This is a genomic window from Streptacidiphilus sp. EB103A, assembly GCF_041261405.1.
Classification (GTDB): domain Bacteria; phylum Actinomycetota; class Actinomycetes; order Streptomycetales; family Streptomycetaceae; genus Streptacidiphilus.
Genome location: NZ_JBGCAQ010000022.1, coordinates 1 through 21,338 on the forward strand (window position 1 = coordinate 1; position 21,338 = coordinate 21,338).

17 protein-coding genes, 2 rRNA genes and 1 pseudogene are annotated in these 21,338 nt (G+C 72.7%); 15 read left to right on the top strand and 5 right to left on the bottom strand.

Features of this window, described 5'->3' with window-relative positions; genetic code table 11:
• The 4 genes and pseudogenes from ABH941_RS31540 to ABH941_RS31555 all read left to right on the top strand — a co-directional run.
• Window positions 1-74, top strand: a 23S ribosomal RNA gene (locus ABH941_RS31540); the annotation flags it as partial.
• 112 nt (window positions 75-186) lie between these two features.
• Window positions 187-303 (top strand): 5S ribosomal RNA (rrf, locus tag ABH941_RS31545).
• Window positions 304-571: 268 nt separating this feature from the next.
• Window positions 572-1,549 (top strand): annotated as a pseudogene (locus ABH941_RS31550) (hypothetical protein); the annotation flags it as partial.
• Between the two features lie 345 nt (window positions 1,550-1,894).
• The gene (locus ABH941_RS31555) at window positions 1,895-2,728 is read left to right on the top strand and encodes a hypothetical protein (protein ID WP_370133148.1); all 834 of its coding nucleotides are present in this window, start codon (window positions 1,895-1,897) and stop codon (window positions 2,726-2,728) included.
• A gap of 70 nt (window positions 2,729-2,798) precedes the next feature.
• Here the strand turns inward: ABH941_RS31555 and ABH941_RS31560 are convergent, their stop codons facing one another.
• The gene (locus tag ABH941_RS31560; RefSeq protein WP_370133149.1) at window positions 2,799-4,088 is read right to left on the bottom strand and encodes a DUF1015 family protein; all 1,290 of its coding nucleotides are present in this window, start codon (window positions 4,086-4,088) and stop codon (window positions 2,799-2,801) included.
• Window positions 4,089-4,217: 129 nt separating this feature from the next.
• Between ABH941_RS31560 and ABH941_RS31565 the strand changes: the two genes are divergently transcribed.
• Window positions 4,218-4,694, top strand: coding sequence for a tetratricopeptide repeat protein (locus ABH941_RS31565; protein ID WP_370132995.1), 477 nt, complete (start codon window positions 4,218-4,220; stop codon window positions 4,692-4,694).
• A 14-nt stretch (window positions 4,695-4,708) separates the two neighbouring features.
• On the top strand, window positions 4,709-5,722 hold the full coding sequence (locus ABH941_RS31570) for an HAD-IIA family hydrolase (protein ID WP_370132996.1): 1,014 nt from the start codon (window positions 4,709-4,711) through the stop codon (window positions 5,720-5,722).
• A gap of 18 nt (window positions 5,723-5,740) precedes the next feature.
• Here the strand turns inward: ABH941_RS31570 and ABH941_RS31575 are convergent, their stop codons facing one another.
• Window positions 5,741-6,088 carry a sterol-binding protein gene (locus ABH941_RS31575; protein ID WP_370132998.1) on the bottom strand — a complete coding sequence of 116 codons (348 nt, stop codon included), beginning with the start codon at window positions 6,086-6,088 and terminating at the stop codon, window positions 5,741-5,743.
• Window positions 6,089-6,239: 151 nt separating this feature from the next.
• On the opposite strand from ABH941_RS31575, the gene ABH941_RS31580 reads away from it, so the two are divergent.
• Genes ABH941_RS31580 through ABH941_RS31590 form a run of 3 tightly spaced genes read left to right on the top strand, consistent with a single transcriptional unit; the run spans window position 6,240 to window position 8,152 of the window.
• Window positions 6,240-7,139 carry a hypothetical protein gene (locus ABH941_RS31580; protein WP_370132999.1) on the top strand — a complete coding sequence of 300 codons (900 nt, stop codon included), beginning with the start codon at window positions 6,240-6,242 and terminating at the stop codon, window positions 7,137-7,139.
• Entirely contained in the window at window positions 7,132-7,332 is a 201-nt protein-coding gene (locus tag ABH941_RS31585; protein WP_370133000.1) for a hypothetical protein, read from the top strand. Before ABH941_RS31580 ends, ABH941_RS31585 begins: the two co-directional genes overlap by 8 nt.
• Before the next feature lie 7 nt (window positions 7,333-7,339).
• Window positions 7,340-8,152: a TlyA family RNA methyltransferase gene (locus ABH941_RS31590; RefSeq protein WP_133999324.1), complete on the top strand. Its 813-nt coding sequence runs from the start codon at window positions 7,340-7,342 to the stop codon at window positions 8,150-8,152.
• 126 nt (window positions 8,153-8,278) lie between these two features.
• Here the strand turns inward: ABH941_RS31590 and ABH941_RS31595 are convergent, their stop codons facing one another.
• Window positions 8,279-9,010, bottom strand: a complete 732-nt coding sequence (locus tag ABH941_RS31595) for an SCO family protein (RefSeq protein WP_370133001.1) — start codon at window positions 9,008-9,010, stop codon at window positions 8,279-8,281.
• A gap of 297 nt (window positions 9,011-9,307) precedes the next feature.
• Between ABH941_RS31595 and ABH941_RS31600 the strand changes: the two genes are divergently transcribed.
• From ABH941_RS31600 to ABH941_RS31610, 3 genes are all read left to right on the top strand, one after another.
• Complete coding sequence (locus ABH941_RS31600) at window positions 9,308-10,204, top strand: NAD kinase (protein ID WP_370133002.1); 897 nt, start codon at window positions 9,308-9,310, stop codon at window positions 10,202-10,204.
• Between the two features lie 203 nt (window positions 10,205-10,407).
• Entirely contained in the window at window positions 10,408-12,123 is a 1,716-nt protein-coding gene (recN, locus tag ABH941_RS31605) for a DNA repair protein RecN (RefSeq protein WP_370133150.1), read from the top strand.
• A gap of 155 nt (window positions 12,124-12,278) precedes the next feature.
• Window positions 12,279-13,418: a glycosyltransferase family 4 protein gene (locus tag ABH941_RS31610; RefSeq protein WP_370133003.1), complete on the top strand. Its 1,140-nt coding sequence runs from the start codon at window positions 12,279-12,281 to the stop codon at window positions 13,416-13,418.
• A gap of 56 nt (window positions 13,419-13,474) precedes the next feature.
• Here ABH941_RS31610 and ABH941_RS31615 read toward each other — a convergent pair whose 3' ends face one another.
• Window positions 13,475-14,149: an HAD-IA family hydrolase gene (locus tag ABH941_RS31615; protein WP_370133004.1), complete on the bottom strand. Its 675-nt coding sequence runs from the start codon at window positions 14,147-14,149 to the stop codon at window positions 13,475-13,477.
• 53 nt (window positions 14,150-14,202) lie between these two features.
• The gene (locus tag ABH941_RS31620; protein WP_370133005.1) at window positions 14,203-16,116 is read right to left on the bottom strand and encodes a glycoside hydrolase family 15 protein; all 1,914 of its coding nucleotides are present in this window, start codon (window positions 16,114-16,116) and stop codon (window positions 14,203-14,205) included.
• A 366-nt stretch (window positions 16,117-16,482) separates the two neighbouring features.
• On the opposite strand from ABH941_RS31620, the gene ABH941_RS31625 reads away from it, so the two are divergent.
• From ABH941_RS31625 to ABH941_RS31635, 3 genes are all read left to right on the top strand, one after another.
• Window positions 16,483-18,153 carry a CTP synthase gene (locus tag ABH941_RS31625; protein ID WP_370133006.1) on the top strand — a complete coding sequence of 557 codons (1,671 nt, stop codon included), beginning with the start codon at window positions 16,483-16,485 and terminating at the stop codon, window positions 18,151-18,153.
• Window positions 18,154-18,273: 120 nt separating this feature from the next.
• Entirely contained in the window at window positions 18,274-18,921 is a 648-nt protein-coding gene (locus ABH941_RS31630) for an NUDIX domain-containing protein (protein WP_370133007.1), read from the top strand.
• Between the two features lie 72 nt (window positions 18,922-18,993).
• A complete protein-coding gene (locus ABH941_RS31635; RefSeq protein WP_370133008.1) occupies window positions 18,994-21,120 on the top strand; it encodes an AAA family ATPase in 2,127 nt (708 codons plus the stop codon).
• The last annotated feature ends 218 nt before the right edge of the window (window positions 21,121-21,338 follow it).

Consider the following 21,338-nt stretch of genomic DNA (forward strand, 5'->3'; position numbering starts at 1 on the left):
GGTTGATAGGCCGGATGTGGAAGCCCCGCAAGGGGTGGAGCTGACCGGTACTAATAGGCCGAGGGCTTGACCATAGCTGCTACGCGTCCACTGTGCAGTTCCCGGGTTGCGAACAGCCCCGGTGAACGTGCCATTTCGATGGCACATCACAATTGAAGAGAGTGTTCGCTGAACACCCGATAGGGTTTCGGTGGTCATAGCGTGAGGGAAACGCCCGGTAACATCCCGAACCCGGAAGCTAAGCCTCATAGCGCCGATGGTACTGCAGGGGGGACCCTGTGGGAGAGTAGGACGCCGCCGAACAATTATTCAGAGCCGCGGCCCCAGCGATTCGCTGGGGCCGCGGCTTTTTGTGTTTTTGCAGGATGGAATTGAACTGGCCGGTAGCCCGTGAGCGGGCGCCTGCTGAGTGCGGGACAATGAGAGTCGGTGGGGTGCCTCGACGGTGGCCACCGGGATGTTGCTGGTAGATCAGTCAGAAGGAGTCAGGTCAATGTCGAACCCCCCTCAGGGACGCCCGGAGCGCCGTTCGGGTGACGGATCGCAGGGCGCCGCGGGTGCGGGCGGCCGGCGTGACTCCCGTGGCGGCGGCTACAACCGCGACAGCCGCGATGATCGCGCGCCGCGTCGTGACGACCGCCCCTCGGGCGGTGGCTTCAACCGTGACGATCGCCCCCGTGGCGGTGGCTTCAACCGCGACGACCGTGGTCCCCGTCGTGACGACCGCCCCACCAGTGGCGGCTACAACCGCGACAGCCGTGACGACCGCGCGCCGCGTCGGGACGACCGTCCCTCGTCGAGCGGTGGCGGGTTCCGTCGGGACGACCGCCCCTCGGGCGGTGGCTTCAACCGTGACGACCGCCCCCGTGGCGGTGGCTACAACCGCGATGACCGTCCGTCTTCGGGTGGTGGGTTCCGTCGCGATGACCGTCCTTCCGGTGGTGGGTTCCGTCGTGATGACCGTCCCTCGGGTGGTGGCTTCAACCGGGATGACCGCCCCCGTGGCGGAGGCTTCAACCGTGACGACCGTGGCCCGCGCCGCGACGACCGGCCCTCGGGCGGCGGTTACAACCGTGACGACCGTCCCCGTAGCTTCAACCGCGATGACCGTGGCCCGCGTCGAGATGACCGTCCGTCCTCTGGCGGTGGGTTCAGCCGGGATGACCGTCCGCGCAGCTTCAACCGGGACGACCGTGGCCCGCGCCGCGACGACCGGCCCTCGTCCGGTGGTGGGTTCCGTCGTGACGATCGCCCCTCGGGCGGTGGCTTCAACCGGGATGACCGTCCCCGTGGTGGTGGGTTCAACCGCGACGATCGCGGCCCGCGTCGTGATGACCGTCCGTCCTCTGGCGGTGGGTTCAACCGGGATGACCGTCCGCGTAGCTTCAACCGCGATGACCGCGGCCCGCGTCGTGATGACCGTCCGTCCTCCGGTGGTGGGTTCAACCGGGATGACCGTCCGCGTAGCTTCAACCGCGATGACCGTGGTCCGCGTCGTGATGACCGTCCGTCCTCCGGTGGTGGGTTCAACCGGGATGACCGTCCGCGTAGCTTCAACCGCGATGACCGTGGTCCCCGTCGTGATGACCGTCCGTCCTCCGGCGGCGGTTACAACCGGGACGATCGCCCGCGTAGCTTCAACCGCGATGACCGTGGTCCCCGTCGTGATGACCGTCCGTCCTCCGGTGGTGGGTTCAGCCGGGATGACCGCCCGCGTAGCTTCAACCGGGACGACCGTGGCCCGCGCCGGGATGACCGTGGGTCGTCCTCCGGTGGTGGGCGATTCGAGAACCGGGGGCAGGGGGACGAGCGGCGGAGTGAGCCGGTTCGGCGTCTGCCGATCGATGAGGACGTCACCGGGCAGGAGATCGACGGGGATGTCCGCCAGGAGCTGATGAGCCTTCCGAAGACGCTTGCCGAGGACGTGGCCAAGAACCTCGTCATGGTGGCCAGGCTGCTCGACAGCGAGCCGGAAGAGGCGTACGCGTACTCGCGCGTCGCCCTGCGGCTGGCCTCGCGGGTCGCTGCGGTGCGAGAGGCGGCCGGGTTCGCCTCCTACGTCACCGAGCGGTACTCGGAGGCGCTGACGGAGTTCCGTGCTTCGCGGCGGATGACCGGGTCGGCGGAGCTGTGGCCGGTCATGGCCGACTGCGAGCGCGGGCTGGGCCGTCCGGAGCGGGCGCTGGAGATGGCCGGCGCTCCCGAGGTGAAGCAGCTGGACAAGGCCGGACAGATCGAGATGCGCCTGGTCGCGGCGGGAGCCCGCAGCGACATGGAGCAGTTCGACGCGGCCGTGGTGACGCTGGAGTGCCCCGAGCTGGGCTCGCACTCGGTGCAGCCGTGGACGGCCCGGCTGCGGTACGCCTACGCGGAGGCGCTGATCGGCGCCGGGCGTGAGGACGAGGCCCGCGACTGGTTCGCCAAGGCGGTCGAGGCCGACCAGGACGGCAGCACCGGCGCGGCGGAGCGCCTGGCGCAGCTGGACGGCATCGAGTTCGTCGACGCGCTCGACCCCGAGGTCGAGCTGGACGACGACGAGGACGACGAGGACGAGTCCGGCATCGTGGTCGCGGTGGACGACGAGGGCGACGACGAGAGCGACGCCGAGTTCGCCCAGGGCGACGGCGAGGACTACTACGAGGACGACGAGGAAGAGGACGAGGAGGAGGGCTTCGACAGCCCGTCCGCCGAGCGTCCCTTCCTGGAGCCCGAGGGCGATCGCAACTGATGCACCGGCTGTGGCTCGGAACCAGGAGGTCTCTGGTCCCGGGCCACAGTCATGTCCGGATGACGAATGCTCAGCGGACCAGCAGGCTGCGCAGGACCAGTCCGGTGGCGGGCTTGGGCCCGAAGGAGGTGGACTTCCGCGGCATGGTCACGCCCTGTTCGGCGAGCCGACGGACGACCCCCTCGTCGACCGGGTGGAGCAGCACCGCCGTGCCGCCGCCGCGCTCCGCCTCGCGGACGGCGGCTGCGGTGTCGTGCAGGTAGCCGATGTGCTCGGGGGCATCCGGCACGTGCCAGACCCGGTCGAGGAGCACCGAGTGCAGCACCGTGGCGTCCAGCCGGCGGTACTCCTCGGGTCGGTCGTCGGGGACGGCGGCGCGCAGGGTCTGCTCGTCCGGCCCGGTGACGAGGTGGAAGCCGCCGTCGCCGGCGAGGACGAAGGCGTTCAGCCCGGCGGCCTTGGCCTCCGCGAGGGCGGTCAGGGCGCCCTGCTGGGTGCTGTCCTCCACCGGCGAGACCGACCAGGACCCGTCCAGCGCGGAGAGGGCCTTGTCCACCGGGAGCTGACGCAGCACGCGGTGGATGGCGCGGACGCGGAGCGGGTAGCGGGCGGTGTCGACGAGCAGCACCAGGCCGCGGTCCCAGGGGCTGTTGGCCAGGTGCCGGTACTCGCCCTGGAGGCGCAGGTACATGGCCCAGCGGTGGTGGCCGTCGGCGATCAGGGCCCGGCAGGTGGCCAGGTCGGTGCTGACGGCGGCCAGGTCGGCAGCGGCGGTGACGGACCAGAGCCGGTGGGTGGTGCCGTCCAGGGTCGTGGTGGTGAGCAGCGGGGGGCCGGCCGCGGCGCGTTCCACCACCCCGGCAGCTCCGCCGTCGCCGCGGTAGGTGAGTAGCAGCGGCTCCAGGTTGGCCTTGGTGGTGCGCATCAGGCCGACCCGGTCGGCGACCGGCTGCGGCATCACGTCCTCGTGCGGGAGCACCACCCCGGCGCCCGGTTCGCTCAGCGCCAGGGCGCCGATCAGGCCGCGCTGCAGGGTGCCGCTGCCCGGGGCGCCGTCCTCGGGGGGCGTCCGCTGCTCGTAGACGTAGAGGGCGGCCGCCGGGTCGGCGACGAGTACGCCCGCGCGCTGCCACTCCGCGAGCAGCCGGGCGGCCTGGCGGTAGCCGCTCTCGGCGGTCGGTTGCGGGCGGGGCAGGATCAGCCGGACGATGTTGTGCGGGTCGCCGGTCTCCAGGCGCAGGCGTCCGTCGGGATCCACCACGTCGTAGGGCGGCGAGGTGACGGCGGCGAGGGAGCTGACCTTCGCCGGGTCGTAGCGCAGACCGCGGAACGGGGTCAGCGACAACCCGGCTGCGGCCACCCGTCCGGCATCACCCCAGCCACGGTCGTCGTCGCCGGGGCGGAAATCTCCTGAGTCGTCTGCACTGACTGCTCTCACTCTGGGCATGTTAATCGGGTATGCCTGGTTGCCTGATCATCGGAGGGTGCGATGAGGAAGCGTGCACGCAGCGACGAAGGTGCACCGAGCGGGGATGTGTACGAGTGGTTCAGGCGCGGAAGCGCCCTGCTGGCCGGGGGCCATCCGGGGGCGGCCCAGCAGCTGCTCAGCCGGGCCGCCGCGGCCGAGCCCGGTTCGGCGGCGATCAGGGAGTCGCTGGCCAGGGCGCAGTTCGACGCCGGGTCGTACGCCGCGGCGCTGGAGAGCTTTCGGGAGGTGGCGCTGGCCGACCCGTCCGACGACTACGCCCAGTTCGGCTGGGGGCTCGCGGCGGCGCGGACCGGGGACTTCGAGGAGTCGGCGGTGCATCTGGCGCTCGCGGTGGCGATGCGTCCGGACGCCGCCCACTACCGGGCCGCGCTGCGCCAGACCCGGGCGACCCTGAAGGCACGGGCCGGGGGGTTCGGTACGGTCGGGGCAGAGCAGAAGCAGGACCAGCAGGACGAAAAGCATCATCAGGACGAGTAGGAAGACACCGATCCATGTCTGAGCACGCAGACCAGCCGCTGTACCGGGCCTATGACACGGCCCTGCTGGACCTGGACGGAGTCGTCTACGCCGGGCCCCGGGCGATCGACCACGCGGTCGATTCGCTCGCGCAGGCCCGCACGGCCGGGATGCGGCTGGCCTATGTGACCAACAACGCCTCGCGCACGCCGAAGGCCGTCGCCGAGCACCTGACCGAGCTGGGCATCGCCGCCGAGCCGGACGATGTGATCACCTCGGCGCAGGCGGCGGCCAGGGTCGTGGCGGGGAAGGTGCCGGCGGGCGCGGCGGTGCTGGTCATCGGCGGCGAGGGCCTGCTGGAGGCGGTACGGGAGCGCGGGCTGCGTCCGGTGCGCTCGTTGGACGACGACCCGGCCGCGGTGGTGCAGGGCTATGACGCGTCGGTGGGCTGGACGCAGCTCGCCGAGGCCTCCTACGCCGTCGCGAAGGGCCTCCCGTGGGTGGCCTCCAACACCGACCTGACCATTCCGACAGCGCGCGGCACCGCGCCGGGGAACGGCACGCTGGTCGCGGCGGTGCGGACGGCGACCGGGGTGGACCCGGAGGTGGCCGGGAAGCCGCTGCCGCCGATGCACCGGGAGACGGTGATCCGCACCGGGGCGAAGCGGCCGCTGGTGGTGGGGGACCGGCTGGACACCGACATCGAGGGGGCCTTCAACGGCGGTGTCGACAGCCTGCTGGTGTTCACCGGCGTCAGCAGGCCCGAGGAGCTGCCCGAGGCCCCGGCGAAGTACCGGCCGACGTACCTGGCGGCCGACCTGCGCGGGCTGCTGCGGGTGCAGCCCGAGCTCGGCGCCGGGGACGGCGGCTCCTACCGCTGCGGCGGCTGGACGGTGGAGCCGCGGGACGGCGGGCTGGAGATCGCCGAGCGCGGGGAGGACCGCTACGACGGGCTGCGGGCGCTCTGCGCGGCGGCCTGGGCGGCGGCGGACGCGCCTGGCGGGTCGACGCCCAAGTGGCGCGAGGCGCTGGCCTCGCTGGATCTCTGAAGCCGGGCCGCCCAGTAGCTAGAGCAGCTTGCGGAGCTGGAGCAGGTCGCGGATGCCTGCCTCCAGCTTGACCCGGCCGGTCGCCCAGGCGGAGGCGAAGTTCAGCCGGCCGCCGACCAGGGCGACCAGGTCGTCGCCGGTCATCGACAGCCGGATCTGGGCCCGTTCGGTCGGGCGGCCCGGAGCCTCCGTCACCTCGGTGATGCTGCCGTCGCGCAGCCGCCCCGAGAAGGTGACGTCCAGGTCGGTGATCCAGCAGGTCAGCGAGCGGTCCAGGGAGGCGGCGGTACGGACGTCGCCTTCGGCCTTGCCGAGGTTCCGGCTGAGCTGTTCCAGTGCCGCGCGGCACTCGGCGGTGGTGGCCATGGTGCGCTGTGCTCCTGAGGTGCGGGATACGTGCTGGTTGCACCGACGCTACCGCAGCCGGGGACGCGCTGAGTGCGCGACCGGAGGCGGCCAGGCGGTAGCGTCGGTGCAGGGCCTGTCGAGTGCTTGGGCGTGGAGGAGGAGTGCCGGAATGCGTGACGTGGTGCGTGACTGCCTGAAAGCTGCGGCGGGGGCTGCCAACGGGGTCGTCGGCGTGGCCGAGGAGGCCCGGCGTCGGGCCGAGGGGGCCGCCCGGGACCTGCTGGAGCTGAGCGGGGTGCATCCTAACGAGCTGCTGGAGCGGGCGCCGGAGCCGGTGCAGCTGGTGGTCGGCGTGGTGCGCTCGGAGGCGGACAAGGTGTGGAGCCGCCTCGGCGACGGGGTGGTCCAAGTGGGCGTGGTCCTGGAGTTCCTGGAACAGCAGGTCAGGCACCTCCAGGGCGGGGAGGACGCGCCTGCGGCGCAGCCCGGGGAGGGGCGGGTCGCCCAACCGCGCGCCGAGCACGCGTTCCCGGCGCCCCGGCGGAAGTCGGCCGCGGCGCGGCCGGTGCGGGTGGTCGTCGACGAGGACCTCCCGGGGGACGACGAGGCCGCTGCGGCGGCGCGCCGACGCGCGGCCGTGCCGGGGATGAAGAAGACGGCCGCGCGGAAGGCGGCGGTCGCCGCGGAGGCGGCGGCAGCGCCGACACCGGCCCGGGCCCCCGCAGCGCGGAAGGCCCCCGCACGGAAGCCGGCACCGGTGACGGAACCGGCACCGGCGGAGAAGGCGCCCGCGGAGAAGGCGCCCGCGAAGAAGGCGGCAACGAAGCGGGCACCGGCGAAGAAGGCAGCGGCGGAGGCCGCGCCCGCGAAGAAGGCTGTCGCGAAGAAGGCCACGGCCAAGCGGGCTGCGGCGCAGAAATCCACGGCCGGACAGGCCGCACCGGAGCAGACCCCGGCGAAGAAGGCCGCGGCGAGGAAACCTGGTGCGAAGAAGCCCGCTGGCGGTGCGGCGTCCTCGTCCGGGAAGCGGGTCGTGCCGAAGGCGGGTACGGGTGCGGGCGATGAGTGAGCCGCGGCAGCCGGTGCTGGAGACCGGGCACGACGCCGTCGACTCCGCGCTGGCCCGGCTGGGGGAGCTGGACGGGGTGCCGACGGAGGCGCACGCCGGGGTCTACGAGACCGTGCACCAGGCCCTCCGTGACACCCTGAACGCGCTCGACGACGACCACCCGCTCGACACCGATTCGAATCGCAGGAGCTGAACCGCACGTGGCAGTCGCACGACGCCGTCTGGACGCAGAGCTGGTCCGCCGGAAGCTGGCCCGGTCGCGGGAGCACGCCAGTGAGCTGATCGCCGCGGGGCGGGTCTCCGTGGGCGGGACGACGGCGACCAAGCCGGCCACGCAGGTGGAGACCGCGGCGGCGGTGGTGGTGGCCAAGGACGACAACGACCCCGACTACGTCTCCCGGGGCGGCCACAAGCTGGCCGGGGCGCTGGCGGTGTTCCTGCCCGAGGGGCTGGCCGTCGAGGGCCGCCGCTGCCTGGACGCCGGGGCGTCCACCGGTGGGTTCACCGACGTGCTGCTGCGGGCCGGGGTGGACCGGGTGCTCGCGGTCGACGTCGGCTACGGCCAGCTGGCCTGGTCGCTGCAGAGCGACGACCGGGTTACGGTGATGGACCGGACGAACGTCCGGGAGCTCACCCTGGAGCAGCTCGACGGAGTGCCGGTGGACCTGGTGGTGAGCGATCTGTCGTTCATCCCGCTGGGCCTGGTGCTGCCCGCGCTGGCGCGGTGCACCGCGCCGGAGGGCGATCTGGTGCTGATGGTGAAGCCGCAGTTCGAGGTCGGCAAGGAGCGGCTCGGCAGCGGCGGCGTGGTCCGCAGCGCGCAGCTGCGCCAGGAGATGATCGAGAAGGTGGCCGGACAGGGGGCGGAGCTGGGGCTCGGTGTGCGCGGGGTGACCGCGAGCCCGCTGCCCGGGCCCTCCGGCAATGTCGAGTACTTCCTGTGGTTCCGCCGGGACGCCCCGCCGCTGGACCCGGCGGACGCCCGCCGGGCCGTGGAGCAGGGCCCGCAGTAGGCCCCGGGGGTGGCAATGCGGCAGTACAGAATATTGAATTCCGAATTCCCGGAACAGCCGGTGGCGCGCAATCGGATCATCGGCGGATGGTGAATTCAATGCTTTTACGAACCGACGACCTTCAGCTCATCCGGCCAACGGCGCTGCGGAGAGTCGGAGCAGGTCGTGGGCGATGTCGGCGACGGTCGTCTCCGGGCTCCAGACGAAGCGGGCGGTGCCGTCCCGGCCGAAGACCAGGGTCTGGGTGCCGTGCTCGACGGTCCGGGTCCCGGTCGCGTCGGTGGTCGGTGGTTGGGCCGGCACGCCCAGCGAGAGGGCGTCCCGGTCGACCACGGCGACCGGTCCGCTCAGGCCGACGAAGCGGGTGCTGAAGTTGTCGAGCCACTTCCGCAGCACCGTGGCGGTGTCATGGGCCGGGTCCAGGGTCACGAAGACCGTGGTGACCTGGGCGCGGACGGACGGGGGGAGTTCCTGCAGGGCGGCGGCGATGTCGGCCATCGTGGTGGGGCACTCGTCGGGGCAGTCGGTGTAGCCGAAGAAGAGGGTGACGATCCGTCCGGCCGCTCGGGTGCTCGGCTGGTAGGCCGCGCCGCCGGTGTCGATGAGCTCGAAGGAGGGCAGCGCGACGGCGGGTTCGATCCGGGTTCCGTAGTAGGGCCAGGCGCCGGAGGGTGCGGCCGGCGCGGTCGCGACCGCGATCGGACTGTCCCCGGACCCGTCCCCGGCCGCCGTCGGTGCGCCGGTGCCGGTGGCCGCGCAGGCGCTCAGCAGTGTGCAGGCAGTGGAGAGGGCCAGGGCTTCGCGCAGGCGTGCTGTCCTCGGTAATAGAGAACGGCAATGGCGACGAAAATCGGCCATGCAACCCCCCCGGGCCTGGAAATGGGATCCCCCTCGGTTCCCATGGGAAGCCTAGGCTAGCGGAATTGACCGGGCGCGACCGTGCGACTTAAATACTCCCCGAATTAACCCGCGGGTTACAGCTGTCTTCGCACGGGTGGACGACGGTCGATCGGAGGGGCTGGCGGGGCTGGTCTTCCTGGAGGGGTGCGGGACACCGGGTAAGGTCGGAGCACTGCACTTGACCGCGACTTGCCCGTATTCGAGGGGGAGCGCCGACCGGGCCGAGGACGTCCCGTCCCGGCGCCGGAGGTTCAGATGAGTGACCGTACCGTCTTCCTGCTTGCGCACACCGGCCGGGAGGAGGCGCTGCAGAGCGTCGAGAGCCTGGTGGAGGGGCTGTCCAAGGCCGGGATCAAGCTGCGGGTGCTGGCCGAGGAGGCTCCCGTCATGGGCTATCCGGCCCAGGTGGAGGCGGTGGCCGGCGGTCCGGGCGCGGCCAGGGGCTGCGAACTGGTGCTGGTCCTGGGCGGTGACGGCACGCTGCTGCGCGGCGCCGAGTTGTCCCGCGAGTCCGGGGTGCCGATGCTCGGGGTGAACCTCGGGCGGGTCGGCTTCCTGGCCGAGGCCGAACGCGACGACCTGCAGAAGGTGGTCGAACGGGTGGTGGACAGCGACTACGAGGTCGAGGAGCGGATGACGCTGGACGTGGTCGTTCGAACGGACGGCCGGGTGGTGCACACCGACTGGGCGCTCAACGAGGCCTCCGTCGAGAAGGCATCCCGCGAACGCATGATCGAGGTGGTGACGGAGGTGGACGGACGCCCGGTGTCCACCTTCGGCTGCGACGGGGTGGTCTGCGCGACGCCCACCGGATCGACCGCCTACGCCTTCTCGGCGGGCGGCCCGGTGGTGTGGCCCGAGGTCGAGGCGCTGCTGATGGTCCCGATCAGCGCCCACGCGCTGTTCGCCAAGCCGCTGGTGACCTCGCCGCACTCGGTGCTGGCCGTCGAGGTGCAGGCGAAGACGCCCAACGGGGTGCTCTGGTGCGACGGGCGGCGCACGGTGGAGCTCCCGGCCGGGGCCCGGGTGGAGGTCCGCCGGGGCGCGATCCCGGTACGGCTGGCCCGGCTGCACCGTGCCCCCTTCACCGACCGGCTGGTCGCCAAGTTCGCACTGCCGGTGACGGGTTGGCGCGGCGCGGCACCGCGCTGAGGAGGCGGGCCGGGGGAACGTGCCGGTCCCCGCTTCGCCCGGACGGGTCAGGCCACTAGGCTCAGGGCAGCCCGTCATGGGGTCGGTGTACGGACGTGGACGGGAGCGCGGGCTCCCCAGGAGTTTCCCCAGAGGGGCCAGTGAGCGCTCACCGAGAGGACAAGGTGCAGGTCAACGGCATGGACCGCCCCCGTCTGGAAGAGATGCGGATACGGGCACTGGGCGTGATCGAGGACGCCGTGGTGGAGCTGTCGCCCGGATTCACCGTGGTCACCGGCGAGACCGGGGCGGGCAAGACCATGGTGGTCACCAGCCTCGGGCTGCTGCTCGGCGGCAAGGCCGACCCGGCCCTGGTCCGCAACGGCGCCGAGCGGGCCGTGGTGGAGGGGCGCGTCGCGGACGCGGACGGTTCGCCGGCCGCGCAGCGCGCGGTCGAGGCGGGCGCCGAGCTGGACGACGGCGCCCTGCTGATCAGCCGTACCGTCTCCGCCGAGGGCCGCTCCCGGGCGCATGTCGGCGGCCGTTCGGTCCCGCTGAGCCTGCTCGCCTCCCTGGGCGAGGACCTGATCGCGGTGCACGGTCAGACCGACCAGCAGCGGCTGCTGCAGCCGGCCCGGCAGCGCGGCGCGCTGGACCGCTACGCCGGCGACCCGGTGGCGCTGCCGCTGGTCGAGTACCAGACCGCCTTCCGCAGGCTGCGCGAGGTGACCGCCCGGCTGGAAGAGCTGACCACCCGGGCCAGGGAACGGGCCCAGGAGGCCGACCTGCTGCGCTTCGGCCTGGACGAGGTCGCCGCCGCGGAGCCGCTGGCCGGCGAGGACCTGGAGCTGGCGGCGGAGTCCGAGCGGCTCGGCCACGCCGACGCGCTGTCCTCCGCCGCCAACCAGGCGCACGCCGCCCTGGCCGGCGAGCCCGCCGACCCCGACGCCGTGGACGCCGGGACGCTGCTGGCGCAGGCCCGGCGGGCGATGGAGTCGGTCCGCCACCACGACCCCAGGCTGGCGGCGCTGGCCGACCGGCTCAGCGAGGTCGGCTACCTGCTCGGCGACATCGCCGGCGACCTGGCCGGCTACGCGGACGACCTGGACGCCGACCCGGCCCGGCTGGCCGCCGTCGAGGAGCGCCGCGCGGTGCTGGCGCACCTGGTGCGCAAGTATGCGAACGCCGGAGCCGGGGGAGGCCCCGAGGGCGGCCTCGCCGAGGTGCTGGAGTGGGCCGAGGCGGCCGCAGAGCGGCTCACCGAGCTCGACGGCGACGACGACACCATCGGCGCACTGGAGGAGGAGCAGGAGAAGCTCAGCGGCACCGTCTCCGAGCTCGCCGCGCAGCTCACCACCGCCCGCAGGGCCGCGGCGGAGGACTTCGCCAAGGCCGTCACCGCCGAACTGACCGAGCTGGCGATGCCGCACGCCAGGGTCAGCTTCGGGATCACCCCCGCCGCCGACTTCGGCCCCTACGGCGTGGACGAGGTGGAGGTGCTGCTCGCGCCGCACCCCGGCGCCCCGCCGCGTCCGATCGCCAAGGGCGCGTCCGGCGGTGAGCTGTCCCGGGTGATGCTGGCGGTCGAGGTGGTCTTCGCCGGCGCGGACCCGGTGCCGACCTATCTCTTCGACGAGGTCGACGCCGGCGTCGGCGGCAAGGCCGCGGTCGAGGTGGGCCGGCGGCTGGCCAGGCTGGCGCGGACCTCGCAGGTCATCGTGGTGACCCATCTGCCGCAGGTGGCCGCGTTCGCGGACCGGCACCTGGTGGTGGAGAAGACCGTCGACGGCACGGTCACCCGCTCCGGGGTGACCACGCTGAGCGATGTGGAACGGGTCAGGGAGCTGTCCCGGATGCTGGCCGGTCTTGAGGACTCCGAGCTGGGCCGTGCGCACGCGGAAGAGCTGCTGGCGGCCGCCCGCACCGCGGCGGCCGACTAGGACGGGACCGTTCGGCGACACGCCGCCGAACGGGTGAGCAACGGGCCGTGACCACGGCGGCAGCGCCGCCGCCGACTGTCCAAGACCCCTTCCGAGCTGGCATCGTGGTCCCGCGCTCACCACTACATCCGACCGAGCTGGAGACGACGCTGACCGTGGAGCACACCCCTGCAGCCCCCACCGGCCAACTGCACGCCGTCCTGGTACTGGCGGGCAGTTCTGGCGGCATCGGCACGCATGTGCGCTCCCTGGCCCAGGGGCTCAGCGCACACGGCCTGGAGGTCACCGTGTGCGGCCCGGCCGAGACCGACGAGCTCTACGGCTTCTCCGGCTCCGGGGCCCGGTTCCAGCCGGTGGAGATCACACCCACCCCCGGCCCCCGTACCGACGCGGCCGCGGTCGGCGAGCTGCGGCGGGCCTTCGCCCGCGCCTCGCTGGTGCATGCGCACGGGCTGCGGGCCGCGCTGCTGTCCGACCTGGCGCTGCGGACGGCGCGGGCCGGGACCCCGCTGGTGGTCACCTCGCACCACGCCAACCTCGCCACCGGGGTGGAGCGCAGGCTGCTGCGGCTGATGGAGCGTCGGGTCGCCAAGAACGCGGACCTGATCCTCGGCGCCTCCTCCGATCTGGTGGCCCGGGCCCGCAGTCTCGGCGCGGCCGACGCGAGGCTCGGGCCGGTCGCCGCGCCGCCGCTGCCGGCGGCAACTGCTGAGCGCAGCAGGGAGGCGGTCCGGAAGGAGCTGCTGGGCAGCAAGGAGCGGGCCGACCGTCCGGTGGTGCTGGCGGTGGGGCGGCTGGTTCCGCAGAAGAACTTCCATCTGCTGCTGGACGCGGCCTCCGGATGGCGCGGCGGCGAGGAGCCGTTGGTTCTGATCGCGGGGGAAGGGCCCGAGCAGGGGGCGCTGCGGGGGCGGATCAAGTCCGAGAAGCTGCGGGCCAGGCTGCTGGGTCGGCGCTCCGACGTGCGGGAGCTGCTGCTGGCGGCGGACCTGGTGGTGATCTCCTCGCGCTGGGAGGCGCGGTCGCTGGTGGCGCAGGAAGCCCTGCGGGCCGGGGTGCCGCTCGTCGCGACGGCGGTCGGGGGGTTGCCGGAGTTGGTGGGGGACGCGGCGGTGCTGGTCCCTCCGGGGGATCCGACGGCTTTGGCGGCAGCGGTGTCTGCGGTGCTCGCGGATGAGGGGCGGCGGGCGGAGCTGGCTGCGGCGGGGCCCGTTCAGGCGGAGACGTGGCCGGATGAGGCGGCTACGGTGGCTCAGGTGTTGAGCGTGTACGACGAATTGACGGGGGAGCGGTAGGTGCACGGGTTTCCGCGGTGGGTGGTTGGCAGCGCAGTTCCCCGCGCCCCTAGGTTTCAGGGGGCGACTGTCAGCGTGATGGTGCCGGAATCGCTGGTGGTTACCTGGAGCTGGGTCAGGTCTCTGACGGAGACGGTCGCGCCGTAGCTGGTGGTGGCGGGGCCTATGCCGATGACCTGCATGCCGGCGGCGAGGCCGGCCCGGGTGCCGGCTTCGGAGTCCTCGAGGACGATGCAGTCGGCGGGGTCAATGCCGAGCAGCTTCGCGCCGAGGAGGAAGCCCTCGGGGTCGGGCTTGCTGCGGGTGACGTGTTCGGCGGTGACCGCCACGGCCGGGACGGGCAGCCCCGCGGCGCCCATGCGGGCACGGGCCAGGGCGTCGTCGGCCGAGGTCACCAGGGCGTGCGGAAGGCCGGCCAGCGAGGCGAGGAAGGTCGGGGCGCCGCCGATCGGGACGACGCCCTCGGTGTCGGCGGTCTCCTGGGCCAGCATCCGGGCGTTCTCGGCGTGGTTGATCTCCATCGGCCGGTCGGGCAGCAGGATCGCCATGCTGGCGAAGCCCTGCCGCCCGTGGACGACCTCCAGCACCCGGTCGCCGTCCAGGCCCTGCTCGGCGGCCCAGGCCCGCCACACCCGCTCCACCGCCGCTCCGGAGTCGACCAGGGTCCCGTCCATGTCGAGCAGCAGCGCGCGGGCGGTCAGAATCACGGTCTCGGCGGTGCTGGCAGGCATGGGACTCCTTTGCGGAACCGACTTTGTTCCTCAAGTGTACAAAGGAGAGTGGCTCACCTTGCGGGCAGCCCGCCGACGGCGTTCAGGCGCAGGGCGGTGTCGATCAGCGGGACGTGGCTGAAGGCCTGGGGGAAGTTGCCGACCTGGCGCTTCAGGCGCGGGTCCCACTCCTCGGCGAGCAGGCCCACGTCGTTGCGGATCGCCAGCAGCCGTTCGAACAGGTCGCGGGCCTCGCCCACCCTGCCGATCATCGCCAGGTCGTCGGCCAGCCAGAACGAGCAGGCCAGGAAGGCGCCCTCGTCGCCCGGCAGGCCGTCCACGCCCTCCTCGCCGCCGCTGGTCGGGTAGCGCAGCACGAAGCCGTCGGGGGTGAGCAGCTCGCGCTGGATCGCCTCGATGGTGCCGATGACCCGCTTGTCGTCCGGCGGCAGGAAGCCGACCTGCGGGATCAGCAGCAGTGAGGCGTCCAGTTCCTTGGAGCCGTAGGACTGGGTGAAGGTGTTGCGCTCCCGGTCGAAGCCGTTCTCGCAGACGTCGAAGTGGATGTCGTCGCGCAGCTCGCGCCAGCGCTCCAGCGGGCCCTCGTGCGGAGTCTCCTCCAGCATCCGGATGGTGCGGTCCACGGCGACCCAGGCCATCACCTTGGAGTGGACGAAGTGCCGGCGCGGGCCGCGCACCTCCCAGATGCCCTCGTCGGGCTCGTTCCAGTGCTGCTCCAGGTAGCTGATCAGGCGCAGCTGCAGCAGATGGGCGTGGTCGTTGCGGACCAGTCCGGTCATATGGGCCAGGTGCAGCGCCTCGACGACCTCGCCGTAGACGTCCAGCTGGAGCTGTTCGGCGGCGGTGTTGCCGATCCGGACCGGGGTGGAGTTCTCGTAGCCGGGCAGCCAGTCCAGCGAGGTCTCGGTGAGCTCCCGCTCGCCCGCGATCCCGTACATGATCTGCAGGTTCTCCGGGTCGCCGGCGACCGCCCTGAGCAGCCACTCGCGCCAGGCGCGGGCCTCGTCGCGGTAGCCGGTGCGCAGCAGCGAGGAGAGCGTGATGGTGGCGTCGCGCAGCCAGGTGTAGCGGTAGTCCCAGTTGCGGACGCCGCCGATGTCCTCCGGGAGCGAGGTGGTGGGGGCGGCCACGATGCCGCCGGTGGGCGCGTAGGTGAGCGCCTTGAGCGTGAGCAGCGAGCGGATCACGGCCTCGCGGTAGGGGCCCTGGTAGGTGCACTGGGAGGCCCAGTCCTGCCAGAACTCCTCGGTGGTGGCCAGCGCCTCCTCGGCGTCGGGCTGGTCGGGTGCGCCCAGGTGGGAGGGCTGCCAGGTGAGCGCGAAGGCGATGCGCTGGCCCGCGGCGACGGTGAAGTCGGCATAGGTGGTGAGGTCGCGGCCGTAGGTCTCGGCCTCGCCGTCCAGCCAGACCGAGTCGGGTCCGGCGACGGCGACGGTCCGGACGGTGTCCCCGTCCTCCACCTTGTGCACCCAGGGGACGACCCGGCCGTAGGAGAAGCGCATCCGCAGCGCCGAGCGCATCCGCACCCGGCCGGTGACGCCCTCGACGATGCGGATCATCTGCGGGACCGCGCCGCGCTCCGGGAGACCGCGCGGCGGCATGAAGTCGATCACCCGCACGATGCCGCGCGGGGTGTCCCACTCCTGCTCCAGCACCAGCGAGTCGCCGCGGTAGCGGCGGCGGGTGGCCGGCGCGGCGGGGGCGGCCGCGGTCGGCGGCAGGACCCGGAACTCGCCGCTCTCGGTGAAGTCGGGCAGGCCCTTGGGCGCGGCCGTCTGCGGCTTTCCGATCGGGTCGGCCGGGCCGATCCGCCAGAAGCCGTGCTCGTCGGTGCCGAGCAGTCCGGCGAAGACGGCGGGGGAGTCGAAGCGGGGCAGGCACAGCCAGTCGACCGAGCCGTCCCGGCTGACCAGGGCGGCGGTCTGCATGTCGCCGATGAGGGCGTAGTCCTCGATACGAGCGGCCACGTGGATCTCCAGTTCGCGAGATGAACTCGGCAGCGCTGTTGCGGGGGAAAGGGAGGCTCAAGGGGTGGAAGCGCCCGGATCTGCCGTCGATCCGTCAGGTGCTGTGGTGCTCCTGGGATCTGTGGGGTTCCTGCTGGAGGAACGCGTCCGTGCAGGATACGTCGCCGAAAGGGGTGGGTGTGAACACCGTGATCACGGCGCGCCGCCAAAAGGGGTCGAAGGACGCGATCAAGCCACGGCGCTGATAGGCTGGTACTCCGTGGACTGGTGCTAGACACCACCGCCAACCCGCCCCCTCGGCATCGCTGGAGGCGGTACGCAGGGTCCGGTCGACACCTGCGAAGACGCAACCACGGGAGCCCCCTCTTGGCACAGCCCCATTCGGCCAGTTCCGGCCGGAACAACACGACGACCAAGCACCTCTTCGTCACCGGGGGCGTCGCCTCCTCGCTCGGCAAGGGGCTCACCGCCTCCAGCCTCGGGGCTCTGCTGAAGGCGCGCGGACTGCGGGTCACCATGCAGAAGCTGGACCCGTACCTCAACGTCGACCCCGGCACCATGAACCCGTTCCAGCACGGTGAGGTCTTCGTCACGGACGACGGCGCCGAGACGGACCTGGACATCGGCCACTACGAGCGCTTCCTGGACACCAACCTGCACGGCTCGGCGAACGTCACCACCGGGCAGGTGTACTCCACCGTGATCGCCAAGGAGCGCCGCGGCGAGTACCTCGGCGACACCGTCCAGGTCATCCCGCACATCACCAACGAGATCAAGTCCCGGATCCGCCGGATGGCGACCGACGACGTCGACGTCGTGATCACCGAGGTCGGCGGCACCGTCGGCGACATCGAGTCGCTGCCGTTCCTGGAGGCCGTCCGCCAGGTCCGCCACGAGGTCGGCCGGGACAACGTCTTCTTCGTGCACGTCTCGCTGCTCCCCTACATCGGCCCCTCCGGCGAGCTCAAGACCAAGCCGACCCAGCACTCCGTCGCCGCGCTCCGCAACATCGGCATCCAGCCCGACGCGATCGTGCTGCGCGCCGACCGCGAGGTGCCGCAGGCCATCAAGCGCAAGATCTCGCTGATGTGCGACGTGGACGAGGAGGCCGTGGTCGCGGCGATCGACGCAAAATCGATCTACGACATCCCCAAGGTGCTGCACAGCGAGGGCCTGGACGCGTATGTCGTCCGCCGTCTCGACCTGGCCTTCCGCGATGTCGACTGGACCGTCTGGGACGACCTGCTGCGCCGGGTGCACGAGCCCGAGCACGTGGTGAAGGTCGCGCTGGTCGGCAAGTACATCGACCTGCCGGACGCCTACCTGTCGGTGACCGAGGCGCTGCGGGCCGGCGGGTTCGCCAACAACGCCAAGGTCGAGATCAAGTGGGTCACCTCGGACGACTGCAAGACGCCCGAGGGCGCGGAGGAGCAGCTCGGCGACGTGGACGCGATCTGCATCCCGGGCGGCTTCGGGGACCGCGGGGTGGACGGCAAGGTCGCCGCGATCACCTACGGCCGTGAGAAGCAGATCCCGCTGCTGGGGCTGTGCCTGGGGCTGCAGTGCGTGGTCATCGAGGCGGCGCGGAACCTGGCCGGGCTGGCCGACGCCAACTCGACCGAGTTCGACCCGGCGGCGCAGAACCCGGTGATCTCCACCATGGCCGAGCAGTTGGAGATCGTCGACGGCAAGGGGGACCTGGGCGGCACCATGCGGCTCGGCCTCTACCCGGCGAAGCTCGCCGAGGGGTCCATCGTCCGCGAGGTGTACGGGGACGAGCCGTACGTCGAGGAGCGGCACCGCCACCGCTATGAGGTCAACAACTCGTACCGCGGCGAACTGGAGAAGGCCGGACTGGTCTTCTCGGGGCTCTCGCCCAAGGGCGATCTGGTGGAGTACGTGGAGTACCCGCGCGAGGTGCATCCGTACCTGGTCGCCACTCAGGCCCACCCGGAGCTCAAGTCCCGCCCGACGCGTCCGCACCCGCTGTTCGCAGGGCTCATCGCCGCAGCGGTAAAGCGTCAGAACGGCGAGTAACCATCGTCAGGGGCGCGGGGAACTGCGCGACCAACCCTCTACGGAGGTGCATGGTTGGTCGCGCAGTTCCCCGCGCCCCTTTTGTGGTTGCATGGCTGGCGTCTAGCAGGAGGTGCGGGTATGCGGCGGGAGCCGGTTGTGGACAGTCCGGAGGAGTGGCCGGTTACGGCCTCGCGGTTGTCGTTCCACGGGAAGGTCTGGGACATCAGGACCGATGAGGTCGTGATGCCCGACGGCGCCACCGCCGCACGGGACTACCAGCAGCACCCCGGCGCGGTCGGTGTACTGGCCATCGATGCGCAGCGCAGCGTCCTCCTGGTGCGGCAGTACCGGCATCCCGTGCGGCACCGCCTCTGGGAGCTGCCGGCCGGCCTGCTGGACGTGCCGGGGGAGAACCCGCTGCACGCCGCGCAGCGCGAGCTGTACGAGGAGGCCCACACCAAGGCCGGCGACTGGCGGACGCTGATCGACTTCTACAGCTCGCCCGGCGGCTCCTCGGAGGCGCTGAGGATCTTCCTGGCCCAGGACCTGGCCGAGGCGGACGGCGAGCGCTTCCAGGCCGAGCACGAGGAGCTGGACCTGGAGGTCGACCGGGTCGACCTGGACGAGTTGGTGCGGCTGGTCCTCGCGGGCGAACTGCACAACGGCGCGCTGGTGTCCTCGGTGCTCGCGGCCAAGGTCGCGCTGGACGGCGGTGTGTTCGGGGAGGCCGGTCTGAACGGCCTGCGCGCGGCCGAAGCCCCCTGGCCGGCGCGACCGTTCGAGTGATCGGCGGGTCGAGTTGTTGACGGCGGGGCGCAGCTGCGGAGCAGCGCCCCGCCGGTGAACTACGCTGCGCGAGTGGCGGAAGCTAATGCGGCAGAGGCGCGGACGGTACGTCAGAACCAGCGGCGCGGCGCGGTGCCGCCCGCTGAGCTGCCCGAGGATCCGGCGGTCTTCGCCGGGCGCCAGGCGGAGCTCGCCCAGCTGCGCGACGAGGTGGGCCGGCCCGGCCTGGGAGCGGACGAGGAAATCCCGCGCTGCCGGGTCCTGATCGTCGCCGGGCGCCGCGGTTCGGGGCGCACCGCGCTGGCGGTCCGCTTCGCCCGCACCGTCGCCGCGGACTACCCGGACGGGCAGTTCTTCGTCCGGATGAGCGAGCCCGGCGGCAGGCCGGTCGCGGCCGAGCGGGCGGCCGAGGTGCTGCTGGAGGCACTCGGTGAGCCGCGGCCGCCGGCGCCGCTGCCCGACCCGGACTCCGAGCAGGAGAGCGCATCAGGCCCGGCCGCGCTGCGCGAGGCGCTGGCGGGGCGTCAGGTGCTGCTGGTGCTGGACGACGTGCAGCAGGTGGAGCAGGTCGAGGCGCTGCTGCCGCCGACCGACGGCTGCCTGGTGGTGGCGGTGACCTCCGGTCCGCTGACCGGCCTGGCCGACGCCCGTCCGGTGGTGATCGGCGGCCTCGGGGCCTCCGCTGCCACCGCCGTGCTGGTGGGACAGGCCGGGGACACCCGGATCGTCTGCGACCCGGTGGCGGCGCGGACCCTGGCCGAGACGCTGGCCTGCCACCCGATGGCGCTCTGCCTGGTCGGCGGCTGGCTCAGGGCCAGGCCCAGGGCCTCGGTCACCGATGTGCTGCGGCTGCTGGCCGACCACACCCCGGAGCCGCCCCGGGTGCTGCTGGCCAAGCGGCCCGGCGCGGCCGAACCCGGCGTCGAGCCGCTGCTGCGCGCCTTCGACCTGGTCCACGACGGGCTCCCGGCCCCGGCCGCACGGCTGCTGCGGCTGCTGACGCTGGCCCCCGGCGGGGTGGCCGACCCCCGTACCGCCTCCGCGCTGCTGGGCTGCCCGGTGGACGCCGCCGCGGTGCACCTCGCGACGCTGGCCGAGCAGCAGCTGCTGCGTCCGGTCGGACCCCGCGGGCGCCATGAGCTGCCCGGCTGCCTGCGCGAGCCGCTGGCCGCGCTGCTCGCCGGGGACCGGCCGGCCGAGACCGAGCTGGCCCGGGCCCGGCTGCTGGAGCGGCTCACCCGGCTGCTCACCGCCTGCTGCCACCAGCTCGCGCCGACCGGGGGGCCCGCCCCCGACCCGCTGCCGGGTCCGCTGCGCTTCTCCGGGTCGGCCGAGGCCTGGCAGTGGCTGGACACCGAGCTGCCGGTGCTGCGCGCGGCCCTGGACACCGCCGTCGCCGACGGCGCGCTGGACGGACTGGCGATGCGGCTGGCCACGGCGCTGGTACGGGCGCTGCCGCTGTGGGCCGGGGGCCCTGAGCCGGTCGCCGCCGACCTCTACGCCCTGCACGGCACGGTGCTCGACCTCGCCCTGCGCGGCGGGCTGCACCGGCAGCAGGCGGCCGCACTGGTCAACCTGGGGGACCTGCGCGCGACGGCGGGCCAGCACCGCCGGGCGCTGGAGCGCTACCGCTCGGCGCTGGGTCCGGCCCGGGCCGCCGACGACCATGTGGCGGTGTGCCGGATCCTGGAGGCCGTCGCCGGCGCCTTCCGGGCCTCGGGGGACCTGGTCCGGGCCGCGGACTGGTACGGCAGGGCGCTGGGCCTGCGCCGCAGGCGCGGCGAGCAGGCCGACGAGGTGCGGCTGCTGGGCCGGCTCGCCGCCGCGCACACCGCGCAGGGACGGATGGGGGACGCGCTGAAGGACTACCGGGCCGCCGCCGCACTGCACCGCAAGCTCGGAGATCCGGCCGGCGCGGTGGGCGCGACGCTGGGCGCGGCCCGGGTGCAGGAGCTGGCCGGCAGCCCGGACCAGGCGGTGCGCACGCTGCGGGACGCGCTGGAGGAGGCGAGGGGGGTGGCCGGGCCGTCGGGCGTCCGGCTGCAGACCCAGGTGCTGCTGCGGTCGGCCGAGGCGCTGGAGCGGGCCGGGGACGCAGCGGGCGGCCGGGCCCGGCGCGAGCAGGCGGCGGCGCTCGGGCTGCCGCAGGGTCGGCGGAGCGAGGACGGGGCGGCGACGCACCCGGCGGTTACGGAGTGATTGCGGTTGTGTGAGCGATTTAGTGCTTTTGGTAGCACTTGTTAACGCGCGCAACCGCACAAGCCTACGAAACTGCCAACCGATCGTATTCTTTTGGTCAGATTGTAAGGCTGTTGCATTCCTCCGGCTTCATTACACTCGGAAGTGCCGCAACCAGTGCGCGGCCACCGTCGGCGTACCCGCCGGCGGACCCCCGATGTGCAAGGGACGTGTTTAGC